This window comes from Streptomyces sp. NPDC024632, from assembly GCF_055559175.1.
Window position 1 is genome coordinate 329,169 of record NZ_JBVHLD010000002.1, and the last position, 25,388, is coordinate 354,556.

Sequence of the window (25,388 nt, forward strand, 5' to 3'; positions counted from 1 at the left end):
AATCTGATGTACCGTCAGATTCATGGCTCAACGCCCCCGTGGACAACGTGCTGTGGCGGTCGTCGGTGTCGCCCTGTCGGACTGCGGACGGGTGGACGACGCCACCGCGTACGCGCTGCACGCGCAGGCGGCCAGGCGCGCGCTCGCCGACTCCGGTCTCGACCGGGCCGTGGTGGACGGCCTGGCCTCCGCCGGGCTCGGCACGCTGGCGCCGGTCGAGGTGGCCGAGTATCTGGGGCTGCGGCCGACCTGGGTGGACTCCACGGCCGTGGGCGGCTCGACGTGGGAGGTGATGGCCGCGCACGCGGCGGACGCCATAGCCGCGGGCCACGCCAACGCCGTGCTGCTCGTCTACGGCTCCACCGCCCGCGCCGATCTCAAAGCGGGCCGCCGTACCGCCAATCTGTCCTTCGGCGCGGGCGGCCCGCTCCAGTTCGAGGTCCCGTACGGCCACACGCTGATCTCCAAGTACGCGATGGCCGCGCGGCGCCATATGCACGAGTACGGCACCACCTTGGAGCAGCTCGCCGAAGTCGCCGTCCAGGCGCGGTCGAACGCGGCCCGCAATCCCGACGCCATGTACCGCGCGCCCATCACCGTGGACGAGGTGCTGTCGGGGCCAATGATCGCGGACCCGTTCACCAAGCTGCACTGCTGCCTGCGCTCCGACGGCGGCGGCGCCGTATTGCTGGCGGCCGAGGAATATGTGCCGGATTGCGCCAAGCCGCCGGTATGGGTGCTGGGCAGCGGCACGTCGGTGTCGCACACATCGATGGCCGAGTGGCCGGACTTCACTGTCTCCCCCGCCGCGGCCTCGGGACGGCTGGCCTTCGAGCGCGCGGGGGTGACGCCCGCGGAGATCGACCTGGCGGAGATCTACGACGCCTTCACCTATATGACGCTGGTAACGCTGGAGGATCTGGGGTTCTGCGCCAAGGGCGAGGGCGGCGCCTTTGTGGCGGACGGGCGGCTGACGGTGGACGGCGCGCTGCCGGTGAACACCGACGGCGGCGGCCTGTCCGCCTGCCACCCCGGTATGCGCGGTCTTTTCCTGCTGGTCGAGGCCGTACGGCAATTGCGCGGCGAGGCGGGTGAGCGGCAAGTGCGCAAGGCAGGCGGGCGGCTGCCGGAGCTGGCCGTCGCCTCGGGGACGGGCGGCTGGTTCTGCTCCTCCGGCACGATGGTGCTCGGCCGGGGCTGAGGCCGGGCAATCCGCACCGGTCAGCGCCGGTGTCCCGGCCGTACGCGGCCGGGTGCGCCCGATACCCTTCCCGCGTGCTGCGACGTCTCCTGCTGCCCGCCGTGTGCACCGCCGCGCTGGTCCTGGTGTCGGTGCTGCTGCCCGGTGCCGGACGCCCGCGTACGGCGCCGCACTGGACGAACAGGGCCGCCGCGCGCTTCTGGACCCCCGAGCGGATGGCCGACTCCATGCCGTCGTCGGTCCGGCAGCTCGGTCCGGCGGCGGAACCGGGCACCGTGCCGGGACCGTTCACCCGCTCCGAGACCGCGACGCACTTCGGGGGCGTCCCGACCGTCGGCATGCTCTTCTCGGTCGACGGCGACATGACCGCGCACTTCTGCACCGCGAGCGTCGTGCACAGCCCCGGCCGCGACCTGATCCTGACCGCCGCGCACTGCCGGCCGGGCGCGAACATCGGCTTCGTACCGCAGTTCCGCGCGGGTGCGGCCCGGCAGCCGTACGGGATCTGGGCCGTCTCGCAGGTCTTCACCGACGCGCGCTGGGCACCCGCGGACGACGCCGAATCCGCCTACGACTTCGCCTTCGCCCGGGTCGCGCCGGACGCGGACGGGCGGCGGATCGAGGAGGTGACGGGCGGCAACCGCCTGATCCGTACGCCCGGCTTCCACAACCGCGTCACCGTCATCGGCTACCCGCGCACCTCCGACGACCCGTCCGACGAGGCGATCACCTGCACGACGACCACCTCGCGGCTCGAAGGGCTGCGCCAATTGCAGCTGGTGTGCGCGGGGTACTTCGCCGGCACCTCCGGCAGCCCGTGGCTGCTCGACTACAACACCCGCACCAAGAGCGGCAGCGTCATCGGTCTGATCGGTGGCGAGGACGAGGGCGGGCTGTCCGACCGGATCTCGTACAGCCCGTTCTTCGACGACGCGATCCAGGCGCTGTACCGGAAGGCGGTACGGGCCCGGTCGCGTACGCCGCACATGGTGACGGCCAAGCGCTGACGCCCGTCTCACGCGGGCGGCAGGGGCTCAGGCCGGGCGGAAGACGGGGATCGCGGGCTCGTCCTCGGGCGGGGTTCCCGCGTCCGCGCCACGGCGGAAATCCACCCTCAGCGGCATCCCGATCCGTAATCCCTGCGCCGCGCAGTCGATGACTTCCGTCATCATGCGCGGCCCTTCGGCGAGGTCGACGACGGCCGCCGCATAGGGGAGCCGGTCGCGGAACGGCGGCAGGTCGTTGAGGTGGACGACCGACCAGGTGTAGAGGGTGGCGAGGCCGGAGGCGGTCTCCCAGACCACGTCCTCGCTCCAGCAGTGCGGGCAGAATTCGCGCGGGTAGTGGTGCGCGGCGCCGCATCCGTCGGCCCGGCAGCGCCGGATGAGCAGCCGCCCCTCGGCCGCCGCGTCCCAATAGGTCCGGGTGAAGGCGTCGGTTCGCGGCAGGTCGAACCGCGCCGCGCCGCTCACCGGAACAGCCCGAAGGCGTCGTCCAGCGACCATGTCTGCCAGCTCACGGCGAAGAACGCCACGACCGAGATCAGCGCCATCATCGCGTTCTGTCCCTGCTCGGCCCAGTCGTGGATCATCAGGACGAGGTAGAGCAGGTTCAGCAGCAGACCGCCCACGAGGGCGACGGGGGTGAGCAGGCCGGTGATCAGCCCGAGCCCGAGGGCGAGTTCGGCGTAGACGACGACGTACGCCATCAGGCGAGGTCGCGGGGCGACGACCGCCGCGAAGCCGGTGCGCACGAAGGGCCAGCGGTGCCGCTCGGCCACGTCGGCGGCCCAGGCGATGCCCGTACCGCGCGCGAACCACGCCTTCTTGTCCTTGTGCCGCCAACTCTCCAGCCACCACAGCCCCAGCCCTATGCGCAGTACGGCCAGCCATTCCGGGCCGCTGAGCCAGATCGCGCGCATGCCGGACCTCCTCCAAATCTGACGGTACGTCAGTTCAGCGGACGGCGGGCGGTATGCGCAAGAGGCCGGACCGAACCTCGCCGACCGATCCGTTCCGGGCTACGCTCACACGCGCGCGAGCAGTTACCTTCCGGTACCGCCGCAACTCGTTTCTCGTACGACTTTCAGGCCCCGGGAGTTCTCCATGTCCCACCCCAGCAACGCCGGTTCGGGCACACCCGCGAGCAGCGCGACCGCCGAGCCGGACGCCATCGTCATCGGCGCGGGACCCGGCGGCCTGGCCGCCGCTGCCGCGCTCAGAGCGCGAGGGGTGCGCCCCCTGGTACTGGAGCGCTCGGAGCACCTCGGCGCCTCCTGGCGCGCCCACTACGACCGGCTCCGCCTGCACACCACGCGCCGGCTGTCCGCGCTCCCCGGTCTCCAGATCCCGCGCGCGTACGGCCGTTGGGTCGCCCGCGACGACGTGGTGCGCTACCTGGAGCAGTACGCCGAGCACCACGACCTGGACATCACCACCGGCATAGCGGTGGAGCGCGTCGACCGCGCGGCGTCGGGCGCGGGCTGGGAGCTGCCCGCCAACGGCGGCCGGGTGCTCACCTCCCCCGTGGTCGTCGTCGCCACCGGCCACAACCACGCGCCGCACATACCGGACTGGGAGGGCCGCGACACCTTCCCCGGCGAACTCCTGCACTCCGCCGCCTACCGCAACGCCGCACCCTACGCCGGGCGCGACGTGCTCGTCGTCGGCGTCGGCAACAGCGGCGCCGAGATCGCCGTCGACCTCGTCGAAGGCGGCGCCGCCCGGGTACGGCTCGCCGTCCGCACCCCGCCGCACATCATGCGCCGGTCCACGGCGGGCTGGCCCGCGCAGGCCAGCGGCATCCTGTGCCGACGGCTGCCGACCCGCGTCGTCGACCGCGTCGCCCCGTACATCGAGCGGGCCAGCGTGCCCGACCTGTCGGCGTACGGCCTGCCCCGCCCGGAGACCGGCCTGTACGCGCGCGTGCTCGACGGCTCCATCCCCGTCCAGGACGTGGGCCTGATCGAGGCCGTACGCGCCCGGCGGGTCGAACCCGTCGCCGCCGTCGAGCGCTTCGACGGGGACAAGGTGCACCTGGCCGACGGCTCGCAGATCAGCCCCGAGGTCGTCATCGCCGCCACCGGGTACCGGCGCGGCCTCGAACCGCTCGTCGGCCACCTCGGCGTACTCGACGGGCGCGGGCGCCCGGTCGTGCACGGCGCCCGCTCGCCCAAGGGCGCCCCCGGCCTGTACTTCACCGGCTTCACCAACCCCATCAGCGGCATGTTCCGCGAAATGGCCATCGACGCCCGCCGGATCGCCCGGAAGGTGTCCCACACCCGCTGACCCGTACGCGCCCGCTTCGTACGTACCGCCGCGGCACCCGGGCGTGCGCGCGCTGCCGCACGCCCGCTCCCACACCCCCGCTCCCACATCCCCCTCTCTCCATACGCAGGCCGCCGACCCGCTCGGGACGCCGGAACCCCGCGTCCCCGCGTTCCCGCGTCCCCGCGAGCGAACCGGACGCCGCGCGTCCGCACCCCGCACAGGGCCGCACATTTCTTTTCCGTGACCCGACTGTTCCTGACAGGTCGTCAGTTCAGTAATCTGACTATGCGTCAGTTCTGTAGACCCAGCAGCAGGAGGGGGCGAGACCGATGCTCGGATCCACGTTCAGCACCCGCAGTCCCGGCCCGGGGCCCGTCGCGCGCGGCGGGTCGGACACCGATGTCGGCGGCCGTCCGCTGCACGCCCCCGTACCCGACCTCGACAGGTTCTTCCGGCCACGGACGGTGGCGGTGGTCGGCGCGTCCGACACCGAGGGGCGGCCCAACACCGGCATCACGCGACAGCTCCTGACCTGGTCGCAGCGGGTCGGCGCCCAGTTGCTGCCGGTCAACCCCGGCCGGGAGACCGTCTTCGGCCTGCCCTGCCACGCCTCGGTGGCCGATCTCCCCGAGGACGTGGACCTGGCGGTGCTGCTGGTCGCCGACCCGCTGCCGGTGATCGAGCAACTGGGCGAGGCGAAGGTCTCCTTCGCCGTGGCCTTCGCCTCCGGCTTCGCCGAGACCGGCGCCGAGGGCGCGGCGGCCCAGACCCGGCTGGCCGAGGTCGTCGCCCGCTCCGGCATGCGGCTGCTCGGACCGAACACCAACCTCAACGCCTTCGAGGAGTTCCGCGAGGACCTCACGGGACCCGCCATCGCGCTGATCACCCAGTCCGGCCACCAGGGCCGCCCCCTGCACTCCCTCCAGCAACTCGGCATCCGGCTCAGCCACTGGGCGCCCACCGGCAACGAAGCGGACCTGGAGACCGCCGACTTCATCTCCTACTTCGCCGGGCAGCCCGAGGTCGGCGCCATCGCGGCATATGTGGAAGGGCTCAAGGACGGCAGGTCGTTCTGCCTCGCCGCCGACCGCGCCGCCCGGCGCAAGGTGCCGGTGGTGATGGTCAAGGTGGGCCGCACCGACGCCGGGGCCAGGACCGCCGCCTCGCACACCGGCAAGCTCACCGGGACCGATTCCGTGATCGACGCCGCCCTGCGGCAGTTCGGCGTGATCCGCGTCGACGGGCTCGACGAACTCCAGGACACCGCGGCCCTGCTGGCCCGCGCCCGGCCGCCCGCCGCGGACGGGGTCGTCGTCTACTCCATATCCGGCGGCACCGGCGCGCACTTCGCCGACCTGGCCACCTCGGCCGGGCTGCGGCTGCCCGCGCTGTCGGAGGCCAAGCGCACCGAACTCCACCAGTGGATCCCGGACTACCTGAACGTCGCCAACCCGGTCGACAACGGCGGCCACCCGGTGGGCGACTGGCGCGGCCGGAAGATCATCGACGCGATCCTGGCCGATCCGGCCGTCGGCGTACTGATCTGTCCCATCACCGGCCCCTTCCCGCCGATGAGCGACAAGCTGGCCCGCGACCTGGCGGACGCGGCCGAGGAGACGGACAAGCTGATCTGCGTGGTATGGGGCTCCCCGGTCGGCACCGAGGACGCCTACCGCACCACCCTGCTCGGCTCCTCCCGGCTGGCGACCTTCCGCACCTTCGGCAACTGCGTCACCGCCGTGAAGTCCTACCTCGACCACCACCGTTTCACCGCCGCCTACCGCTCGCCCTTCGACGAAGCGCCGCGCACACCGTCGTCCTCGGCGCGCAAGGCGCGCGGCCTGCTGCGCGCGGGCCACCAGCTCAGCGAGCACGCGGCCAAGCAACTGCTGCGGGCGTACGGGATCCGGGTGCCGCGCGAGCAGTTGGTGACCAGCGCGGCGGGCGCCGTCCGGGCCGCGGGCCTGGTCGGCTACCCGGTGGTGATGAAGGCTTCCGCGGCGCAGCTCGGGCACAAGACGGAGCTGGGCCTGGTCAGGCTCGGCCTCACCTCGGCCAGCCAGGTCAGGGACGCCTACCGCGAACTCACCGACACCGCCCGCGCCGCCGACATCGACCTGGACGGCATCCTCGTCTGCCAACTCGTCGAGCGCGGCGTGGAGATGGTGGTCGGCGTCTCGCCCGACCCGCTCTTCGGCCCGACCGTCACCGTGGGACTCGGCGGAATCCTGGTCGAGGTCCTCGCCGACACCGCCGTACGCGTGCCGCCCTTCGGGCCGGACACCGCGCGCGGCATGCTGGACGACCTGCGGGGCCGCAGGATCCTCGACGGGGTCAGGGGGGCGCCGCCCGCCGATACCGACGCGCTCGTCGACGTGGTCATGCGCGTGCAGCGGATGGCGATGGAACTGGGCGACTCGCTCGCCGAACTCGACATCAACCCGCTGATGGTGCTGCCGCGCGGGCAGGGCGCGGTCGCGCTCGACGCACTGGCCGTCTGCTACTGACCGCGCCGACCCGTACGCCGACGATTCGCCCCTCCCGGGTCCGTGCCGGAACGGTCCGCGCCGGAAGGGCGCACGCCGACACGACCCGCTCCCGGACGCCGCGCACCCCCATGCCCAGCCCTCGAACACCCCGTGCCCGCGTGCCCCGTGCCCGCATACCCCGTGCCCGCTCTTCCCGCTCCGACCGAGGATTCCCATGGCCGACTCCCCCTCCACCGACTCCGACAACACCGCCGCCGACTCCGCTGAGTCACCAGACGATTCCGCTGAGTCAGTTGTACGTCACGCCACTGACAACGGGGTCTCGTGGATCACGCTCGACCGCCCGCACGCCATGAACGCCCTGACCTGGGACCAGCGCGAACGCCTGATCGGCCTGCTCGAAGCGGCCTCGGCGGAACCGGACGTGCGGGCCGTCGTACTGACCGCGACCGGCCGGGCGTTCTGCGCGGGCGCGGATCTGAGCGGAGGCGCGAGCGCACCGGCCGAGCGGGTGCCGGGCGATGTGGCGCGGACGATCAGGCGCGGCGCGCAGCGGCTGATCGCGGCCGTGCTCGACTGCGAGAAGCCGGTCGTCGCGGCGGTCAACGGCACCGCCGCCGGGATCGGCGCCCACCTCGCCCTCGCCTGCGACCTCGTCCTCGCCTCGGAACGGGCCACGTTCATCGAGGTGTTCGTCCGGCGCGGCCTGGCCCCCGACGGCGGGGGCGCGTATCTGCTGCCGCGGCTGATCGGCCCGCAGCGCGCGAAGGAACTGCTCTTCTTCGGCGACACGCTGCCCGCCGCCGAGGCGGAACGCCTCGGACTGGTCAACCGTGTCGTGCCCGCCGCCGAGTTGGACAAGACCGCGCGCGCCTGGGCGGACCGCCTGGCCGCCGGGCCCACGCGCGCGACGGCGCTGGCCAAACAGCTCGTCAACGCCTCCCTCGACACCGACCGCGCCACCGCGTTCGCCGCCGAGGCGGCGGCGCAGGAGATCGTCATGACCACCGCCGACGCGCTGGAGGGCGTCCGCAGCTTCACCGAGCGGCGGCAGCCGCACTTCCGGGGCCGGTGACCCGATTCCCGACGTCCGGCGCTCGCCACCCGCCACCCGCCGCCCGCCACCGGCCGACGAGCACGCCCCCGCCGAGAAACCCGGTTCCCGCCGATCGACAGCGCCCCGACCTCACCCTGGCCTCACCTCACTCTTCCTATCTGACGGTCCATCAGATTCAATGGAGGGGTGATGGGACACGCGGGAATGGCGGAGACCGCCGTGCGGTACCTGAGGTCGGTCGGGGCGGCGACGGCCGCGGCGCCGGGCGCCGGAGGTCCGGCGGCGCCCACGGCACTGCCGGGCGCCGCACCACTGGCCGGGGCGCGTGCCGCGCTGCGGGCGGTGGGCCCGGACGAGCGGGCACCGGTGGATCAGGGTGAATTCCGCGGGGTGCTCGGCCGTTTCGCGACCGGCGTGACACTGGTGACGGCGGCCTGCCCCGACGGGCCGGCCGGCTTCGCCTGCCAGTCGTTCGTGTCGCTGTCGCTGGATCCGCCGCTGGTGGCGTTCATGGTCGGGCGTGCGTCAACGACCTGGCCGCGCATCGCCCGTGCGGGCGTTTTCTGCGCCAACGTACTGACGGCGGGGCAGGCCCCGCTGTGCAGGCAGTTCGCGGTGAGTGGCTCGGACAAGTTCGCGGGCGTGGACTGGACGCCCGCGCCCGTTTCGGGGTCGCCCCGGATCGGCGGCGCGTCCGCGTGGATCGACTGCGCGGTCCACGCGGTGCACACCGGGGGCGACCACCTCGTAGTGGTGGGCCGGGTGGTCGCGCTGGGCGCGACGGACGGCGCCAACGGCCCGGACGCCCCGGCCGGCCCCGAGGACCCTTCCGGACCTTTGCTGTTCTACCGGGGCGGATTCGGAACTTTCGCTCCTTTCGGCCCGTTCACCCCGTAACCGCCAACGCCGGTACCGCGGCGACCGGTCGGCGGCGGATGACGAGGGACATCAGCGCGGCCACCGCGCACAGGGCACCGGAGGAGTACCAGACGACGTCGTACGAGCCGAACGCGTCACGCGCGACACCTCCCAGATAGGCGACGAGGGCGGCGCCGATCTGGTGGGAGGCGAGGACCCAGCCGAAGACGATCGCGCTGTTCTCGCCGTAGTGCTCGCGGCACAGGGCAATGGTCGGCGGGACCGTGGCGACCCAGTCGAGGCCGTAGAAGACGATGAACAGCACCATCGGCGGATGGACGCTGTCCGCGAGCAGGATGGGGAGGAACATCAGGGAGAGTCCGCGCAGGCCGTAGTAGATCGCGAGCAGGCGGCGCGGTGATACGCGGTCGGTGAACCAGCCGGAGGCCACCGTGCCCGCGATGTCGAAGACGCCGATCACGGCCAGCAGGGAGGCGGCGGCGGTGACGGGCATGCCGTGGTCGTGCGCGGCGGGCACGAAGTGGGTCTTGACCAGGCCGTTGGTGGACGCGCCGCAGATCGCGAAGGTGCCCGCGAGCAGCCAGAACGGTCCGGTACGCGCCGCGTCGCGCAGGGCCCGCAGCGCCCGGCCCGCGGCGCCCGCGACCGGTGCGGGCTTGGGGGTGAACTCGGCGGCGCCGTAGGCCGCGAGGCCCACGTCGGCGGGGTGGTCGCGCAGCAGGAACCAGACGAAGGGGACGACGGCGAGCGCGGCGCAGGCCACTACCGCGGCGGCCGGGCGCCAGCCGTGGTGTTCGGTGATCCAGGACAGCACGGGCAGGAAGACCAGTTGTCCGGCCGCGCCGCCCGCGGTGAGGATGCCGGTGACCAGGCCGCGGCGGGCGACGAACCACCGGTTGGTGACGGTGGCGGCGAAGGCCAGCGCCATCGAGCCGCTGCCGAGGCCGACGAGCACGCCCCAGCACAGCACGAGTTGCCACACCTGCGTCATGTAGACGGTCAGTCCCGCGCCGAGCGCGATGGTGACCAGCGCGCACGCCACCACGCGTCGGATGCCGAAGCGGTCCATCAGCGCGGCGGCGAAGGGCGCGGTGAGCCCGTACAGCGCGAGGTTCACCGAGACCGCGAAGCCGATCATGCCGCGCGACCAGCCGAATTCGGTGTGCAGCGGGTCGATCAGCAGTCCGGGGAGCGAGGCGAAGGCGGCGGCGCCGACGAGGGTCACGAAGGTGACGACGGCGACGGCCCAGGCGCGGTGCGGTCGTACGCGGGCGCCGGGGCGGGGACCGAGGTCAGGAGCGACGCCGGATACGGCACCAGGCGCGACACCGACACCGACACCGGGCATGACACCGGGTACGGCACCCGGCACGACACCGGGCGCGGCGGCCTCGCCAGGCGTGGCGGCCGGCCCTGGTGCGGCGGTCACAGTGTCAGGGACCTGACCGGTGGAGTGCGATGTCTGCGTCACTCGAACAGTCTCCGGAGATCGGTACCGCCGGACGAGTGGCCCGATGGCCATGATGTGAAAGGATCGGGCCATGGCCGCTTTCCAGCACCGCGACCGGCACAAGGTCGCCGTCTTCGCGCTCGACGGCGTGATCCCGTTCGAACTGGGCATCCCGCTGCGGATCTTCGGCGCCGCACAGGGCGTCGAGGACGGCAGGAAGCTGTACGAGGTCGTGACGTGCAGCGTCGCCCCCGGCAGCGTCCGTACCGACGCCGATTTCAGCGTCGTCGTCGAGCACGGGCTCGAAGCGCTGGCCGAGGCGGACACGGTGGTCGTGCCCGCCTCGCACGAGTTGGGGACCGTCTACACCGAGGGGGTGCTGACGCCCGCACTGGCCGCCGCCTTCCGCCGGATGCGGACCGGCACCCGTACGGTCTCGATCTGCACCGGCTCCTTCCTGCTCGCCGCCGCGGGCCTGCTCGACGGCCGCCCCGCGACCACCCACTGGCGCAGCGCGGACCACTTCCAGCGGCTCTTCCCGCAGGTCAAGGTGGACCCCGATGTCCTCTACGTGGACGACGGCGACGTCCTGACCTCGGCCGGGGTCGCCGCGGGCATCGACTTGTGCCTGCACATCGTGCGCCGCGACTTCGGTACGGCGGTGGCGAACGGGGTCGCGCGCCGCACCGTCGTCCCGCCGCACCGGGAGGGCGGCCAGGCGCAGTACATCCGCAGGCCGCTGCCGGAGCCGCAGTTGGCCAGCACGGAGCGGGCGCGCTCCTGGGCGCTGGACCGGCTGCACGCGCCGCTCACACTGCGGCAGCTCGCCGAGCGCGAGTCGATGAGCGTACGCACCTTCACCCGGCGGTTCCGCGAGGAGGTGGGGATGAGCCCGGGACAGTGGCTGACGCAGCAGCGCGTCGAACACGCCCGCCACCTGCTGGAGTCCACCGATCTCGGGGTCGACCAGATCGCCGGGCAGGCGGGTTTCGGCACGTCGGCGTCGATGCGTCAGCACCTCCAGGCCGCGCTCGGGGTGTCACCGACGGCGTACCGCCGCACGTTCCATAGCGCGGCCGGACGGTAAGCCGTGAGGGTCCGGAAGGCGCGGAGGGCCCGTAGGACTCGGACGGCCGGGAGAGAGGGCTCAGAAGGTGAGCACGCCGCGCGCCACCCGCCCGTGCGCGGCGTCGTCCACAGCCTTGGCGAAGTCCTCCACCGGGTAGGTCTCGGTGACGAGTTCGTCCAGCAGCAGCCGCCCCTGCCGGTAGAGGTCGGCGTAGAGCGCTATGTCGCGCTGCGGGCGCGAGGAACCGTATCGGCAGCCGAGGATCGCCTTGTCCAGGAACATCGAGGAGACGCGGAACGACGCCTCGGCGTCGGCGGGCGGCACTCCGAGCAGCAGCGCCTGGCCGTGCCGGTCGAGCAGGTCGATCGCCTGCCGGATCAGGGCGGTGCGGCCCACGCACTCGAAGACGTGGTCGGCGCCGTGCGGCAGCAGGTCGCGTACGGAAGCGGCGTCGGCGACGAAGTCCGTGGCGCCGAACCGCCGGGCCAGCGCTTCCTTGGCCGGGTTGGTGTCGACGGCGACGATGCGGGAGGCGCCCGCGATCCGCGCGCCCTGGAGGACGTTGAGGCCGATGCCGCCGGTGCCGATGACGACGACGCTCTCACCGAGGCCGACGCGCGCCCGGTTCAGGACGGCGCCGACGCCGGTCAGCACACCGCAGCCGATCAGGGCGGCCGAGGTGAGCGGGATCTCCGGTGCGATTTTCACCGCCTGGACGGCCTTGACCACGGTCAGCTCCGCGAAGGCGGAATTCGAGGCGAAGTTGAAGAGCGGCTTCCCCTGCCGCCTGAAGGGCTTTCCCGGGCGGCCGATGGCCTGACGGCACATCGTGGGGCGGCCACGGTCGCACTCGGGGCACGTCCCGCAGTTGGCGAGCGTCGAGAGCGACACATGGTCGCCGACCACCACGTGGGTCACCCCCGCGCCGACCGCCTCGACCACTCCCGCGCCCTCGTGGCCGAGCACGACCGGCACCGGGAACGGGATCGTCCCGTCGATCACCGACAGGTCGCTGTGGCACAGCCCGGCCGCCGCGATCCGTACCCGCACCTCACCGGGCCCCGGCGCGCGGACCTCCAGGTCGTCCACGACCTGTGCCTGCTTGCCGTCGAAGACGACGCCCCGCACACGTCCCCGGACGTCACCATAAGTGCTGTCCAGCGCGGCGCCCCCCTTGGTGCCGTCCGCGTGCGCGTCACCATTAGTGCTGCCTACCGTGCCGCCGTGCCCGCTCATGTGCGCCCCCTCAAGGGTGTCAAGGGTGTTGGGACGAGACGGAGACCACCTCGCCCGTCAGATAGGAGCTGTAGCCGCTGGCCAGGAAGACGATCGCGTTGGCGACCTCCCAGGGCCGCGCGGCCCGCCCGAACGCCTCGCGCGCGGTCAGTTCCGCCAGCAATTCGTCACTGGTGACCTTCGCGAGGTTGGCGTGCATCGCCAGCGACGGCGCGACCGCGTTGACCCGTACGCCGAACTCGGCCGCCTCCACGGCCGCGCACCTGGTCAGCGCCATCACGCCCGCCTTGGCCGCCGCGTAGTGCGCCTGTCCGGCCTGGGCGCGCCAGCCCAGCACGGACGCGTTGTTGACGATCACCCCTGTGCCGCGTTCCCGCATGTGGCGCAGGGCGGCGCGGGTGCAGCGGAAGGTGCCGTTCAAGGTGACGTCGAGGACGGTCGACCACTGCGCGTCCGTCATGTCGACGAGCGCGGCGGTACCGCCGAGGCCCGCGTTGTTGACCAGGACGTCCAGGCCGCCGAACCGCTCGGTGACGGCCGCGAAGAGCCGCCGCACATCGTCCTCGACCGTCACGTCGCACGGCACGGCAAGCGGCGCCTGGCCGGTCAGCTTCTCCAACTCCGCGGCCGCGTCGGCCAGCCGCCGCTCGTGCCGGTCGCTGATCGCCACGACCGCGCCCTCCTCGGCGCAGCGCCGCGCGGTCGCGAAGCCGATGCCGCTGCCCGCGGCGGCCGTGATCAGGACGGTACGGCCGCGCAGGAGGCCGTGCGCGGGCTCGTAGGGCGGCTCGCGCCCAGGGCCGTGCGGGGGATGCGGGGCGTGCTGGGCGTGCTGGGCGTGCTGGGCGTGCTGGGGAGACGCGCTCACCCTGATGGCCTCTTCCTCCTCGGACGCGCTCACCCTTTCGGCTCCCTCGGCAGCCCCAGCGCCCGCTCCGCGATGATCGTGCGCTGCACCTCGTCCGAGCCGCCGTAGATGGTGTCGGCGCGGGAGAAGAGGAACAGGTGCTGGGCGGCGTCGAGTTCGTACGGCGCGGCCGGTGTCCAGTCGCGCGGACCGGTGGCGGCGGACGGGCCGCGTACGGTCATCGCCAGCTCGCCGAGCCGCTGGTGCCAGGCCGACCAGAGGAGTTTGGCCGCGCTGGGCGCGGCGAGGTCGGCGGTGCCGAGGGTGCGCAGCGCGTTCCAGCGCATCGTCCGCAACTCCGCCCACAGCCGTATCAGCCGCTGCCTGATCATCGGATCGGTGTCGGCCCCTGTGCGCCGCGCCGCCTCTGTGACCTCCGCCAACTCCCGCCCGAAGCCGATCTGCTGGACCAGTGTGGACACGCCGCGCTCGTGGCCGAGGAGCGCCATGGCGACCTGCCAGCCGTCGCCTTCCGCGCCGACGACCCCGACGGCGCGGGCGCCGTCGAAGAACACCTCGTTGAAGTCGGCCGCGCCGGACATCTGCCGGATCGGGCGCACGTCGATCCCCGGCTGGTCCATCGGCAGCAGCAGGAAGCTCAGGCCGTGATGGCGGCGCGAGCCGGGCTCGGTGCGCGCGAGCAGAAAGCACCAGTCGGCGTCACGCGCCAGTGACGTCCAGATCTTCTGCCCCGACACCCGGTACGAGCCGTCCGCCGGATCGCGTACGGCCGCCGTCCGCACGCCCGCCAGGTCGGAGCCCGCGCCCGGCTCGCTGTACCCCTGGCACCACAGCTCCTCGCCGCGCGCGATCGGCGGCAGGAAGCGCTCGCACTGCTCGGGTGTGCCGTGCGCCTCCAGGGTGGGCGCGAGCAGCTTCTCGCCGATGTGTCCTGTGCGTACCGGGGCGCCCGCGCGGGCGTACTCCTCGCCCCACGCGACCTGTTGGGCGAGCGTCGCGCGCCGGTTGCCGCCGTACGTTCCGGACCAGCCGAGGCCGATCCAGCCCGCCGCGCCGAGGGTACGTTCCCAGGCCCGGCGGTCGGGCGCGGCGCGCATGTCGGTGGCGGCCGGAGTGTCGGCGAGGGCGTTGGCGGGGGCGTTGGCGGCGAGCCACTGGCGGGCCTCCGCGCGGAAGGCGTCGACCTCGGGTCCGAAGGTGAAGTCCATGGCGCTCCCTAGGCGTTGGGGCGGTCCTTGGCCGCGGCGGCTCTGCGCATGGCGTCGAGCTGTTCCAGCAGGGGCATGGGGTCGGTGCCGATGGTGGCCGGGATGACGTCGGCCAGCCGTTCCGGCGTCCAGGGCCCGTCCTGCGACCAGGCGGAACGTATCTCCCTGGGCTGCGCCCACAGCGCGATCTTGGGGCCCGCGACCGTGTAGACCTGCCCGGTGGTGTCGGCGGCGCGGTCGGAGAGCAGGTAGACGACGAGCGCGGCGACGTCCTCCGGCTCACCGATCTCCTTCAGCTCCATGGGCACGCCCGCGGACATCCGGGTACGGGCCACGGGGGCCACGCAGTTGGCGGTGACGCCGTATTTGTTCAGGCCGAGGGCGGCGCTGCGGACGAGCGAGATGATGCCGCCCTTGGCGGCGGAGTAGTTGGCCTGCGAGACGCTGCCCTGGTGGTTGCCGCTGGTGAAGCCGATCAGCGTGCCGTGGCCCTGGCGGCGCATGACCGCGCTGGCGGCCCTGAAGACGGTGAAGGTGCCCTTGAGGTGGGTGGCGATGACGGGGTCCCACTCGTCCTCCGCCATGTTGAAGAGCATGCGTTCGCGCAGGATGCCGGCGACGCAGACGACGCCGTCGAGCCGTCCCCAGCGGTCCGTCGCGGCCGACACGATCCTTTCGCCCGCCGCCATCGTGGACACGTCGTCGGCCACGGCGACCGCCTCGCCGCCCGCCGCCTCGATCTCCTTCACCACCGACTCGGCGACGTCGCCTGCCGGTTGGCCCGCGCCGTCCATGGCGACGCCGTAGTCGTTGACGACGACTTTCGATCCCTGCGCGGCGCAGGCGATGGCGACCGCGCGTCCGATGCCGCGCCCGGCGCCGGTGACGGCCACGACTTTTCCGGCCAGGAAGTTGCCCACGTCCCGCCCCTTCTCATCGTTTCTGACGGACCGTTAGATTTGACGGGTCGTTAGATATTACGAGTGCGGACCCCGTCCAGCACAAGACCCGTACACGACCGCGTACGCGACCCCTCACACGATCTGGAGATTCCGGTGGCCCTCCCCGACGCGTTCCTCGACATCGCCCGCCGGGTCAACAACTGGGGCCGCTGGGGCGCCGACGACGAGATCGGCACCCTCAACCTGATCACCGACGAGGTGGTGCGCGCCGCCGCCGCGACCGTACGCAGTGGCCGCCGCGTGCCGCTCGCGCTGCCGCTGCGGCAGGACGGCGTACAGACCGGGCTGATCCCCGGCCGGGTCAATCCGCTGCGCACGATGGTCGCGCTCAACCAGGAGATCTTCGGGCCCGGCACCATCGCGACCAGCGACGACGTGGTGACCCTCGGCCTTCAGGCCGGGACGCACTGGGACGGCCTCCCCCACGTCTCGCACTCGGGCCTGATCTACAACGGGCGCCGGGCCGACTCGGTGACCGCGCACGCGGGCGCCGCCTTCAGCGGCATCGAGAAGGTGACCTCCGTGGTGTCGCGCGGCGTACTGCTGGACGTGGCGCGCGCGCTCGGCGTCGACCGGCTGCCCGGCGACCACGCCGTGACCCCGGAAGACCTCTGCGCGGCGGAGGAGTTGGCGGGCACGGCGGTACGGGCCGGGGATGTGGTGCTGGTGCGGACCGGCCAGATGCGGGCGTATCTCGGCGGCGACAAGGAGGCGTACGCGTATCCGTCGCCCGGCCTGTCGATCCGCACACCGGAGTGGTTCCACGCGCGGGATGTGGCGGCGGTCGCCAACGACACGCTGACCTTCGAGATCTTCCCGCCGGAGGTCGAGAATCTGTGGCTGGCGGTGCACGGGCTCGACCTGGTCGAGATGGGCATGCTCCAGGGCCAGAACTGGAATCTGGAGGGCCTGTCGGCGGCCTGCGCCGAGGAGGGGCGTTACGCGTTCTGGCTCGATGCCACGCCGGAGCCCTTCGTGGGCGGGACGGGCGCGCCGGTGGCTCCGGTGGCGGTGCTGTGAGCGGTGCGGTGGCCCTGGCCCTGGCCCCGGCCCCTGGGATGGCACGGGGCAGGCGGGGGTGCTGGTGCTGGTCCTACGAGTCGGGCGCGCGGTGCGGTGGCTGTACGGCGGGGCGTGCGGTCCGACGCCCCCGCGTCCTAGGTGAGGACCGTGGCCTGACGGCGGTCGACCTCGCACCAGATCTGCTTGCCCGCGCCTTCCGGCTGCCAGCCCCAGCGGTCGGCGAGGCCGTCGACCAGCTCCAGGCCGCGACCGCCGGTCTCGTCGCGGTGCGCGTGCCGGGGGGCGGGCGGGGCCTCGCTGCTGTCGGACACCTCGACCCGCACCGGAGAGGCGGGCGCCGAGGGGAACAGCATCCGCAGGACGGCAGGGCAGCCGGTGTGCACCACCGCGTTCGTCACCAGTTCGGAGATGAGCAGGATCAGCGTCTCCGCGACCGGCTCGTCGGCTCCTATACCCGAACCCACGAGCCGGGACCGCGCCCAGCGACGCGCCCGTCCCACCTCCGCGGGGTCCACACCGACCTCAAGCTGCACCTGAAGCACCTGCACCGCTCACACCATCCGAACCGGCGGACACAACGCCTCGCTTCTGCCCGAGATCACCGTGCGTGACCCCGGCACAACACAGCATGATTGACCTACAGTCACGCCAACAAGCGCTTCGGGCATATTCCAGCGCAACGGAGTACGTGTGCTGCATACTGTGCGGCACTTCCGACGGGGATTCGAACGCCCAGCCGTGACGCCCGTCCGACTCAGCCGGACGGCGCCTCTGGGCAGCCTGGAACCAACACGCACCCGATGGAGCGTACCCGAGGTGTTCGCCGACTCCACTGCGTGGCAAGTCACGCATCGGACACAACACCGTGCGGACACTCCGTAATCGGAGGGTCAGCGAACGGCCACGGTGTGTGCGCAGCGTCATCACAGCAGCCATTCGGCGAGCATGTCCTCGTCAGCCGCTGACTCCTGGCCGCACACGGAGGGTATCCAGGAGCGCTTGATGTGCAGCTGCACATCCGCCTCCCAGGTGAAGCCCATGCCGCCGAAGACCTGCAGGCAGTCGCGTGCGTTACGGGTCGCCGCCTCGTCGGCGAGCAGGCGCGCGGCGGCGGTCTCGTACGGGTCGGCGGTGACGGCCGCCGCGTAGAGCGCGGTACGGGCCAGTTCGGCGCGGACCAGCATCTCGGCGCAGAGGTGCTTGACCGCCTGGAAGGAGCCGATCGGACGTCCGAACTGCTCGCGCTCCCGGGCGTGTTGCACTGCCATACGCACCATCCGCCCCGCGCTCCCCACCCGTTGCGCGGCCTCCAGCACGGCCGCCTCACGCCGTAACGCGACGGCCCGCACGGGCACGGTCCCGCTCACCGTTATTTCTGATATGTCCGCCATGGCGAGCAGATGCAGCGGGGTCAGCGGGTCCACCGACCGCAGCGGCTCGGCGTGCCGCCGTACGGCGGACGCCTCGGCGACCGTGACCGTGACCTCGGCCTCGGCCGCGGCTTGGGCTGTAGCGCTGCCGGTGCCGGCGAGGACGAGGACGGCGTCTGCCGCGTCGAGGTGGGCGACGGAGTGCGGGCCCGCTCCCCTCGCGTCGAGCAGGGTGACCACGGCCTCGCCGGTCGCGGCCCCCGGTACCACTCCCGCCGCGAGGTGGGTGGCGGTCAGCGGGCCGGGCACCAGCGCGCCGCCCGCCTCCTCGAAGAGCAGCGCGGCCTCCGGCAGCCCGAGCCCGACGCCGCCGTCCGCCTCGGGCAGGCGCAGCCCGAAGAAGCCGGTCTCGCCGAGGGCTCGCCAGATGTCCCGTGGAGGGGTGGCGGTACCGCCTTCCGCCTCGGCCGCGTCCACGGCGGCGCGCAGGGCGGTCCGGTCGAAGCGGGCGGCCAGCAGGTCCCGCAACGCGCCGACCAGGGCGCGCTGGTCGTCGGTCAGCCGGAAGTCCATGGCGGTGCGCTCCTCTCCGGTAACCCTCTCGGCTCCTTGGGCAGGCCGAGGACGCGTTCGGCGACGATGTTGCGCTGGATCTGCGAGGTGCCCGCGGCGATCGTGTAGGACAGCGAGCTGAGGCGTTCGGCCGTCCACGGGTGGTCGGCGTCGGGGGCGAGGGGGCCGAGGACGGTGGCGGCGGTGTCGTAGAGGAGTTGCCTCGCCTGCGAGTAGCGGAGCTTGAAGACGGAGGCGCCGGTGCCGGGGACGGCGCTGCCGCCGGTGCGCAGAGCGTGCTGGGAGGCGCTGACGTTCCACTGGGTGAGGCGCCACAGGACGGAGAATTCGGCGGCGAGCCGGCCGAGCGCGCGGCGGACGGCGGGGTCGTCCCATGTGCCGTTGGCGCGGGCCGCGCGGGCGACCTCGCCGAGGGTGCGGCGACAGGCGACGACTTCGCCGACGAACGCGGTGCCGCGCTCGAAGGACAGCGTCACCATGGTGACCCGCCAGCCGTCGTCCTGTGCCCCCAATCGGTTGCCGACCGGCACCCGGACCTCGTCCAGGAACATCTCCGCGAATTCCGTCGACCCGGCGAGTGTCCGCAGCGGCCGTACCCGTACTCCCGGCGCGTCCATCGGCATCGCCAGCCAGCTGATGCCGTGGTGCTTGGGCGTGCCGTCGACGCGCGGGGTGGTGCGCACCAACAGCTCGCACCAGTCGGCGACTTCGGCGTGCGAGGTCCAGATCTTGGAGCCGGTGACGACGTACGCGTCGCCGTCGCGGACCGCGCGGGTACGCAGGGACGCGAGGTCGGAACCGGCGTCCGGCTCGCTGAACCCCTGGCACCACACCTCCTCGCCCCGCAGGATCGGCGGCAGCCAGCGGCGGCGCTGCCACTCGGTGCCCTCGGCCGCGATGGTGGGCCCCGCGTGCAGCAGCCCGACGAAATTCGCGCCCACGTACGGCGCTCCGGCCCGCTCGGTCTCCTCCAGGTAGATCAGGTGCTGGGTGGGGGTGGCGCCGCGGCCCCCGGCGTCCTCGGGCCAGTGCAGTCCCGCGTACCCGGCGTCGTACAGCAGCCGCTGCCAGCCCGTGTCGTACGCGCGCCGCCCCGGCCAGTCGCGGGGGTCGGGTGGTGGAGGCAGGGTGGGCAGCGCTTTGCCGAGCCAGGCGCGCAGTCGGGCGCGGAACTCCTCTTCCTCGTCGGTGTATGCGAGGTCCACGGTCCGCTCACCCCGTTCCGTAGACGGGTTCCGGCGGGGTCGCCTCGGCGAGCAACGCGCCGACCACGGGACCGAGTTCGACCGGCCGCCAACGGCGTCCCACGTCGGTCCGAGGGCCGTGCCGCCAGCCGTCGGCGACCGATACGGCGCCGCCCTCGACCTCGAAGACCCGCCCGGTGACCTCGCGTGCCTCGGGTCCCGCGAGCCAGACGACCAGCGGGGAGACGTTGGCCGGGTGGTAGACGTCGAAGCCGGTGGCGGGCCGGGCGACCAGGTCCGGCATCGCCTGCTCGGTCATCCGCGTCCTGGCGGCGGGCGCGATGGCGTTGACGGTGACGCCGTAGCGCGCCAGCTCCACCGCCGCGACCTGGGTGAGCGCGGTGATCGCGGCTTTGGCTGCGGCGTAGTTGGCCTGGCCGACGCTGCCGAGCAGCCCCGCGCCCGAGGTCGTGTTGATCACGCTCGCGTTCACTTTCTCACCCGCCTTGCTCCGCTCCCGCCAGTGCGCCGCCGCGTGCCGCAACGTCGCGAAGTGCCCCTTGAGATGGACCTGTACGACCGTGTCCCACTCCTCCTCCGTCATCGAGACCAGCATCCGGTCCCGCAGCACCCCCGCGTTGTTGACCAGCACGTCCAGCCGGCCCCAGTGCTCCACCGCCGCGCCCACCAGCGACCGCGCGCCCGCCCACTCCCCGACCGACCGCTCGTGCGCGACCGCCTCACCGCCCGCCGCCCGGATCTCGGCCACCACCTCGGCTGCTGACTCCACGTCGTTGACGACGACCCGGGCGCCCTCGGCGGCGAAGGCCAGTGCGTGCTCCCTGCCGATCCCGCGCGCGGCCCCGGTGACGGCGACCACCAAGCCGTGGGCGATCCCGGCACCGCCGGCGGCTTCGCCAACTGCCTCACCGGTCAAGGTCGAGGCCCAGCATCCGGATGGCGTTGCCGCGCAGCAGCTTGTACGTGACCTCGTCCGACAGCCCCGCCATGTGGTCGGCGGCGACCTGCTTGGTGTGGGGCCAGGTCGAGTCGACGTGCGGGTAGTCGGTCTCGAACATCGCGTTGTCCTCGCCGATGGTGTCCAGCGAGGCGACACCGTGCATGTCGCGGAAGAAGCAGCAGTAGATCTGCCTGCGGTAGTACGTGGACGGCGGCTCGGGTATCAGGTCCTTGACCCCGCCCCAGGCCCGGTGCTCGCGCCACACGTCGTCGGCCCGCTCCAGCGCGTAGGGCACCCACCCCATCTGGCCCTCGCTGTAGGCCAGCGTCAGGCGCGGGAACTTCACCAGCACCCCGGAGAACAGGAAGTCCATCATCGACGCCATCGCGTTGTTGAAGCTCAGACTCGCCTGCACCGCCGGAGGCGCGTCGGGGGACGCGGCGGGCATCTGCGACGACGACCCGATGTGCATGTTCACCACCGTGCCGGTCTCCTCGCAGGCAGCGAAGAACGGGTCCCAGTAGCCCGAGTGGATCGACGGCAGCCCCAGATACGTCGGGATCTCGCTGAAGGTGACCGCCCGCACCCCCCGCGCGGCGTTCCGGCGGATCTCCGCCACCGCCAACTCCACGTCCCACAAAGGGATCAGGCACAACGGGATCAGCCGACCCCCGCTGTCACCGCACCACTCCTCCACCATCCAGTCGTTGTAGGCCCGCACACACGCCAGAGCCACCTCCTTGTCGTGCGCCTCCGCGAACGTCTGCCCGCAAAAGCGCGGGAACGTCGGGAAGCACAGCGACCCCTCCACATGATTGAGGTCCATGTCCTTCAGCCGCTCGACCGGGTCCCAACACCCGCGCCGCATCTCCTCCCGCGTGATCCCGTCGAGCGTCATCTCGTCCCGCGAGAAACCCACCGCCGCGATGTTCCGCTTGTACGGGAACTTCAGGTCCTCGTAAATCCACCAGTCGGCGGGCGGTCCATCCGGATCCATCGTGATCCGGTACTTCCCGCCGATGTAGGCCAGTTCACCGATCCCCGCCGTCAGCGGCTGCGGTCCCCGCTCGCGGAACTTCTCCGGCAGCCAGGTCGAGAAGAGATGCGCGGGCTCGATGACATGGTCGTCGACGCTGATGATCCTGGGCAGTTCCATCGGCCACTCCCTCACTGCATCCGGATGACGCTTCCGATCGCCGATCTGACGAGGCATCTGATCTGATGGACCGTCAGATCCACCGTATCGACCCACCTCTGGACCGACAAGCGGCGGCGACTTACCCTTCTGAGAAATCTGACGCTTCGTCAGCTACGGTGCGGGGAGGCGATCGGCATGGATCCGACCATCGCGACACTCAGCGACTCCCGGACCCTGTGGGAGCTGCTGGACCGCCGCGCCGCCCTCAGCCCCGACACCCCCGTGCTGTTCGACACCGAGGACCGCCGCGTCACCTTCGGCGAACTGCGCGCACGGGCGCTGCGCGTGGCCGCCGGCCTGTACGGACTCGGGGTGCGGCCCGGCAGCCGCTTCGCCTGGCAACTGCCCACCCGCGTCGAGACCGTCGTCCTCTCCCTGGCTCTGGCCCGGCTCGGGGCGGTGCAGATCCCGGTCATCCCCATCTACCGCGACCGCGAGGTCGGTTACGCCCTCAGCCGCACACGGGCCGAGTTCTTCGCCGTACCCGGCACCTGGCGCGGCTTCGACTACACCGCCATGGCCGACCGCCTCGATCTCGCCGACCGCCCGTCCGTCCTGGTCGCCTACGACTCCCTTCCCGAAGGCGATCCCGGCACCCTGCCCCCGCCGCCGTCCGACGGGACCACCGTCCGCTGGATCTACTGGACCTCGGGCACCACCTCGGACCCCAAGGGTGTGCTGCACTGCGACCGCGGTCTGATCGCGGGCGGTTCCTGTCTCGCCCACGCATTGGAGATGCGGCCCGAGGACATCGGTTCCATCGCCTTCCCCTTCGCTCACATCGGTGGACCCGACTATCTGGTGATGCTGCTGCTGTACGGCTTTCCAGCCCTGCTCCTCGAACAGTTCGCCCTCCCCGCCTCTCTGGACGCCTACCGGTCCCACGGCGTCACCATGGCCGGCGGCTCCACCGCCTTCTACTCGCTCTTCCTCACCGAGCAGCGCAAGCGGCCCGGCCGCACACTCATCCCCACCCTGCGGTTGCTCTCCGGAGGCGGCGCCCCCAAGCCGCCGGAGCTCTACCACGAGATCGTCCGGGAACTCGGCTGCGATCTCGCCCACGGTTACGGCATGACCGAGGCACCGATGATCACCATGGGCTCCCCCCGTGACACCGTCGACCAAAGGGCCACCACCGAGGGCCGCCCGCCCGCCGCGATGGAGATCCGGATCGCCGACGACGGCGAGGTGCTGCTGCGCGGTGAGGCCGTGTGCCTCGGCTACACCGATCCCGCCTTGACCGCTGAATCCTTCGACGCCCAGGGCTACTTCCACACCGGTGACCTCGGCCGCCTCACCGAGACCGGTCATCTCGTCCTGACCGGGCGCCTGAAGGACGTCATCATCCGCAAGGGCGAGAACATCTCCGCCAAGGAGATCGAGGAACTCCTCTACCAGCACCCGGCGGTGGGCGATGTCGCCGTCATCGGCCTGCCGGATCCCGACCGTGGTGAACGCGTCTGCGCCGTGGTCGAACAGCCCCCGGGCGCCGATCCCCTCACCCTGGCCACCATTACCGACCACCTGCGCCGCTCGGGGCTCGCCGTCCACAAACTCCCCGAGCAACTGGAGATCGTGGACGCCCTGCCCCGCAACGAGACCCTGCGCAAGGTCCTCAAGTTCAAGCTCCGCGAGCGCTTCGCCGACACTCACGAGCGGCCGAACTGAGCGGACCGGCCGGCCAGGCCCCGACCGGCGGCGCGCGTCCCGCGCTCCCTCCTCCCCGCACCGCCCGTCACTCCTTGATTCCGGCGAAGAGATCGGTCTCCGGAAGCTTGGCCGGGATGTAGGAGCGGGCGAGAACGTAGTCCTCGGTGGGCCACAGGGCCCGTTCGAGGTCCCGAGGGTGGGAGAAGAAGGGGTTGTCCGGAGCGGCCTGGCTGGCGTGCGCGCGAAAGGCGCGGTCGCGGGTGGCGAAGTGGTCCTCGCAGCGGATCCGGGTCGTCGGGTGCAGCTCGACCGCCCAGTCGGGCCATTCGTCCAGCACCTGGCCCATCGAGGAGGAGAGCCCTCGGGCCGTCATGCCGTGGTGCAGGGTCTCGAACCAGGCGCGCGAGAAGGCCACTTGGTAGTACAGCTTCAGCGGTTGCCAGACCGGACCCGCCAGCGGGAAGCGTGCCGAGTCCCCCGCCGCGTCGAACGCCTCGACGGCGACGCGATGGGTCTGGACATGGTCCGGATGCGGATAGCCGCCGGATTCGTCGTAGGTGACGAGGACATGGGGCCGGAACTCCCGGACCACCGCGACCAGCCGCTCGGCCGCGACCGGCGGATCCTCGCGGGCGAAGCAGCCGTCCGGCAGCGCCTCGCCCTGCCCGGGCAGTCCCGAGTCGGAGAAACCGAGGAACCGTTGGCGCACCCCGAGGACGGCCGCCGCGGCGGCCGTCTCCCGTCGTCGCACCTCCGGCAGCCGGGCCCTGACCTCCGGTGTGTCCAGCAGCGGGTTGAGCACGTCACCGCGCTCCCCGCCCGTGCAGGTCACGACCAGGACATCGGCCCCATGGGCCGCGTAGTGCGCGAGCGTGGCGGCGCCCTTGCTGGACTCGTCGTCGGGGTGGGCGTGGACGGCCATCAGTCGGAGTGTCATCACGGTCTCCTCTTCCTCTATTTCTTGTGTTGGACCTAAAGTTAGGACGGACCCACTCAACCCGTCAAGACTTTTTTTAGGTCCGACCTACTAAAGTGGGAACCATGGCCCAGCTCCGCGAGTTCAAGAAGCAACAGACCCGGCAGACCATCACCCACGCTGCCACCGCCCTCTTCGTCGAGCGGGGCTTCGAGGGGACGACGATCGCCGACGTCGCCGAGGCGGCCGGGGTCTCGAAGATGACCGTCACGAACTACTTCCCGCGCAAGGAGGACCTGTTCTTCGACATGCACGAAGAGGTGATCACCGGCCCCGCCCGCGCCTTCGCCGCCCGCCCCGTCGGCGAGTCCGCACTGGACGCGGTGCGCCGGGACTACCTCGAAGCGGTCGAGCGGCACGACGCGCTGCTCGGCTGGACCCAGCCCGGATTCACGCGGCTGATCGACGAGAGTCCGGTGCTGCGCGCCCGCCTCCGCGAGATGTACGACCACCAGGAGCAGGCACTGTCCGTCACGCTCGCCGAGGCCGTGGGCGACGAGCCGGACGCCTTCGAGCCGCGGCATGCCGCCGCCCAACTCAGCACGGTGCTCAGGCTGTTGTTCGGTGAGGCGCAGCGCCGGGTGCGACAGGGCACGACCGAAAGGGAGTTGTTCGACGCGCTGGGGCGGATTGCGCGGGAGGCGTTCACGCGACTGGAGCCGTCATTGGGCGCGTACGCGGTGCGGGAGTCCCCGCACGAGTGAAGACGGACGGGGAGGAAAGGGGAAAGGAGAGGAATGGTGAAGGCGAGCGAAGTCGAGCGAG

General features: G+C 72.0%; 23 protein-coding genes. 10 read left to right on the forward strand and 13 right to left on the reverse strand.

Annotation, left to right across the window (positions count from 1 at the left end; translation table 11 throughout):
• Positions 1-22: 22 nt before the first annotated feature.
• The gene (locus ACZ37P_RS04765; protein ID WP_467344876.1) at positions 23-1,201 is read left to right on the forward strand and encodes an acetyl-CoA acetyltransferase; all 1,179 of its coding nucleotides are present in this window, start codon (positions 23-25) and stop codon (positions 1,199-1,201) included.
• A gap of 74 nt (positions 1,202-1,275) precedes the next feature.
• Positions 1,276-2,208, forward strand: coding sequence for a trypsin-like serine peptidase (locus ACZ37P_RS04770; RefSeq protein ID WP_467344878.1), 933 nt, complete (start codon positions 1,276-1,278; stop codon positions 2,206-2,208).
• A gap of 27 nt (positions 2,209-2,235) precedes the next feature.
• On the opposite strand, the gene ACZ37P_RS04775 is transcribed toward ACZ37P_RS04770, so the two are convergent.
• Both ACZ37P_RS04775 and ACZ37P_RS04780 read right to left on the reverse strand, forming a co-directional pair.
• The gene (locus tag ACZ37P_RS04775) at positions 2,236-2,706 is read right to left on the reverse strand and encodes a Zn-ribbon domain-containing OB-fold protein (RefSeq protein WP_467344879.1); all 471 of its coding nucleotides are present in this window, start codon (positions 2,704-2,706) and stop codon (positions 2,236-2,238) included.
• Complete coding sequence (locus ACZ37P_RS04780; RefSeq protein ID WP_355337606.1) at positions 2,670-3,122, reverse strand: DoxX family protein; 453 nt, start codon at positions 3,120-3,122, stop codon at positions 2,670-2,672. The genes ACZ37P_RS04775 and ACZ37P_RS04780 overlap by 37 nt, the downstream gene beginning before the upstream one ends.
• 184 nt (positions 3,123-3,306) lie before the next feature.
• On the opposite strand from ACZ37P_RS04780, the gene ACZ37P_RS04785 reads away from it, so the two are divergent.
• The 4 genes from ACZ37P_RS04785 to ACZ37P_RS04800 all read left to right on the forward strand — a co-directional run bounded on the left by ACZ37P_RS04785 (position 3,307) and on the right by ACZ37P_RS04800 (position 8,913).
• Complete coding sequence (locus ACZ37P_RS04785) at positions 3,307-4,488, forward strand: flavin-containing monooxygenase (RefSeq protein ID WP_355337603.1); 1,182 nt, start codon at positions 3,307-3,309, stop codon at positions 4,486-4,488.
• A 311-nt stretch (positions 4,489-4,799) separates the two neighbouring features.
• On the forward strand, positions 4,800-6,977 hold the full coding sequence (locus tag ACZ37P_RS04790) for an acetate--CoA ligase family protein (protein WP_402710683.1): 2,178 nt from the start codon (positions 4,800-4,802) through the stop codon (positions 6,975-6,977).
• 196 nt (positions 6,978-7,173) lie between these two features.
• Positions 7,174-8,034 carry an enoyl-CoA hydratase/isomerase family protein gene (locus ACZ37P_RS04795; protein WP_467344881.1) on the forward strand — a complete coding sequence of 287 codons (861 nt, stop codon included), beginning with the start codon at positions 7,174-7,176 and terminating at the stop codon, positions 8,032-8,034.
• 186 nt (positions 8,035-8,220) lie between these two features.
• Positions 8,221-8,913 (forward strand): flavin reductase family protein, encoded by a 693-nt coding sequence (locus tag ACZ37P_RS04800; protein WP_467345226.1) that lies wholly within the window; start codon positions 8,221-8,223, stop codon positions 8,911-8,913.
• Here the strand turns inward: ACZ37P_RS04800 and ACZ37P_RS04805 are convergent.
• Positions 8,903-10,243 (reverse strand): MFS transporter, encoded by a 1,341-nt coding sequence (locus ACZ37P_RS04805; protein WP_401310727.1) that lies wholly within the window; start codon positions 10,241-10,243, stop codon positions 8,903-8,905. The genes ACZ37P_RS04800 and ACZ37P_RS04805 overlap by 11 nt on opposite strands.
• A gap of 193 nt (positions 10,244-10,436) precedes the next feature.
• Here ACZ37P_RS04805 and ACZ37P_RS04810 point away from each other — a divergent pair, with 193 nt between their 5' ends.
• The gene (locus ACZ37P_RS04810) at positions 10,437-11,432 is read left to right on the forward strand and encodes a GlxA family transcriptional regulator (protein WP_467344882.1); all 996 of its coding nucleotides are present in this window, start codon (positions 10,437-10,439) and stop codon (positions 11,430-11,432) included.
• 60 nt (positions 11,433-11,492) lie between these two features.
• On the opposite strand, the gene ACZ37P_RS04815 is transcribed toward ACZ37P_RS04810, so the two are convergent.
• From ACZ37P_RS04815 to ACZ37P_RS04830, 4 genes are all read right to left on the reverse strand, one after another.
• Entirely contained in the window at positions 11,493-12,542 is a 1,050-nt protein-coding gene (locus tag ACZ37P_RS04815; protein ID WP_467345228.1) for a Zn-dependent alcohol dehydrogenase, read from the reverse strand.
• A gap of 127 nt (positions 12,543-12,669) precedes the next feature.
• Positions 12,670-13,551, reverse strand: a complete 882-nt coding sequence (locus ACZ37P_RS04820) for an SDR family oxidoreductase (RefSeq protein WP_467344883.1) — start codon at positions 13,549-13,551, stop codon at positions 12,670-12,672.
• A complete protein-coding gene (locus ACZ37P_RS04825) occupies positions 13,548-14,726 on the reverse strand; it encodes an acyl-CoA dehydrogenase family protein (protein WP_467344884.1) in 1,179 nt (392 codons plus the stop codon). The genes ACZ37P_RS04820 and ACZ37P_RS04825 overlap by 4 nt, the downstream gene beginning before the upstream one ends.
• 8 nt (positions 14,727-14,734) lie before the next feature.
• The gene (locus ACZ37P_RS04830; protein WP_355337585.1) at positions 14,735-15,646 is read right to left on the reverse strand and encodes an SDR family oxidoreductase; all 912 of its coding nucleotides are present in this window, start codon (positions 15,644-15,646) and stop codon (positions 14,735-14,737) included.
• 135 nt (positions 15,647-15,781) lie between these two features.
• Between ACZ37P_RS04830 and ACZ37P_RS04835 the strand changes: the two genes are divergently transcribed.
• Positions 15,782-16,708 carry a cyclase family protein gene (locus tag ACZ37P_RS04835; RefSeq protein ID WP_467344885.1) on the forward strand — a complete coding sequence of 309 codons (927 nt, stop codon included), beginning with the start codon at positions 15,782-15,784 and terminating at the stop codon, positions 16,706-16,708.
• Positions 16,709-16,845: 137 nt separating this feature from the next.
• On the opposite strand, the gene ACZ37P_RS04840 is transcribed toward ACZ37P_RS04835, so the two are convergent.
• The 5 genes from ACZ37P_RS04840 to ACZ37P_RS04860 form a co-directional block, all read right to left on the reverse strand.
• Positions 16,846-17,259 carry an ATP-binding protein gene (locus tag ACZ37P_RS04840; RefSeq protein WP_355337579.1) on the reverse strand — a complete coding sequence of 138 codons (414 nt, stop codon included), beginning with the start codon at positions 17,257-17,259 and terminating at the stop codon, positions 16,846-16,848.
• A 375-nt stretch (positions 17,260-17,634) separates the two neighbouring features.
• On the reverse strand, positions 17,635-18,654 hold the full coding sequence (locus tag ACZ37P_RS04845) for an acyl-CoA dehydrogenase family protein (RefSeq protein ID WP_467344886.1): 1,020 nt from the start codon (positions 18,652-18,654) through the stop codon (positions 17,635-17,637).
• Positions 18,639-19,859 carry an acyl-CoA dehydrogenase family protein gene (locus ACZ37P_RS04850; protein WP_467344888.1) on the reverse strand — a complete coding sequence of 407 codons (1,221 nt, stop codon included), beginning with the start codon at positions 19,857-19,859 and terminating at the stop codon, positions 18,639-18,641. Before ACZ37P_RS04850 ends, ACZ37P_RS04845 begins: the two co-directional genes overlap by 16 nt.
• Positions 19,860-19,866: 7 nt before the next feature.
• Positions 19,867-20,775 carry an SDR family oxidoreductase gene (locus ACZ37P_RS04855; RefSeq protein ID WP_467344889.1) on the reverse strand — a complete coding sequence of 303 codons (909 nt, stop codon included), beginning with the start codon at positions 20,773-20,775 and terminating at the stop codon, positions 19,867-19,869.
• Complete coding sequence (locus tag ACZ37P_RS04860; RefSeq protein WP_391162446.1) at positions 20,765-21,955, reverse strand: amidohydrolase family protein; 1,191 nt, start codon at positions 21,953-21,955, stop codon at positions 20,765-20,767. Before ACZ37P_RS04860 ends, ACZ37P_RS04855 begins: the two co-directional genes overlap by 11 nt.
• 177 nt (positions 21,956-22,132) lie before the next feature.
• Here ACZ37P_RS04860 and ACZ37P_RS04865 point away from each other — a divergent pair, with 177 nt between their 5' ends.
• Positions 22,133-23,665, forward strand: coding sequence for a class I adenylate-forming enzyme family protein (locus tag ACZ37P_RS04865; protein WP_467344890.1), 1,533 nt, complete (start codon positions 22,133-22,135; stop codon positions 23,663-23,665).
• Positions 23,666-23,732: 67 nt separating this feature from the next.
• Here ACZ37P_RS04865 and mca read toward each other — a convergent pair whose 3' ends face one another.
• Positions 23,733-24,584, reverse strand: coding sequence for a mycothiol conjugate amidase Mca (gene mca / locus ACZ37P_RS04870; RefSeq protein WP_467344891.1), 852 nt, complete (start codon positions 24,582-24,584; stop codon positions 23,733-23,735).
• A 104-nt stretch (positions 24,585-24,688) separates the two neighbouring features.
• Between mca and ACZ37P_RS04875 the strand changes: the two genes are divergently transcribed.
• Complete coding sequence (locus ACZ37P_RS04875) at positions 24,689-25,327, forward strand: TetR/AcrR family transcriptional regulator (RefSeq protein WP_355337558.1); 639 nt, start codon at positions 24,689-24,691, stop codon at positions 25,325-25,327.
• Positions 25,328-25,388: the final 61 nt, after the last annotated feature.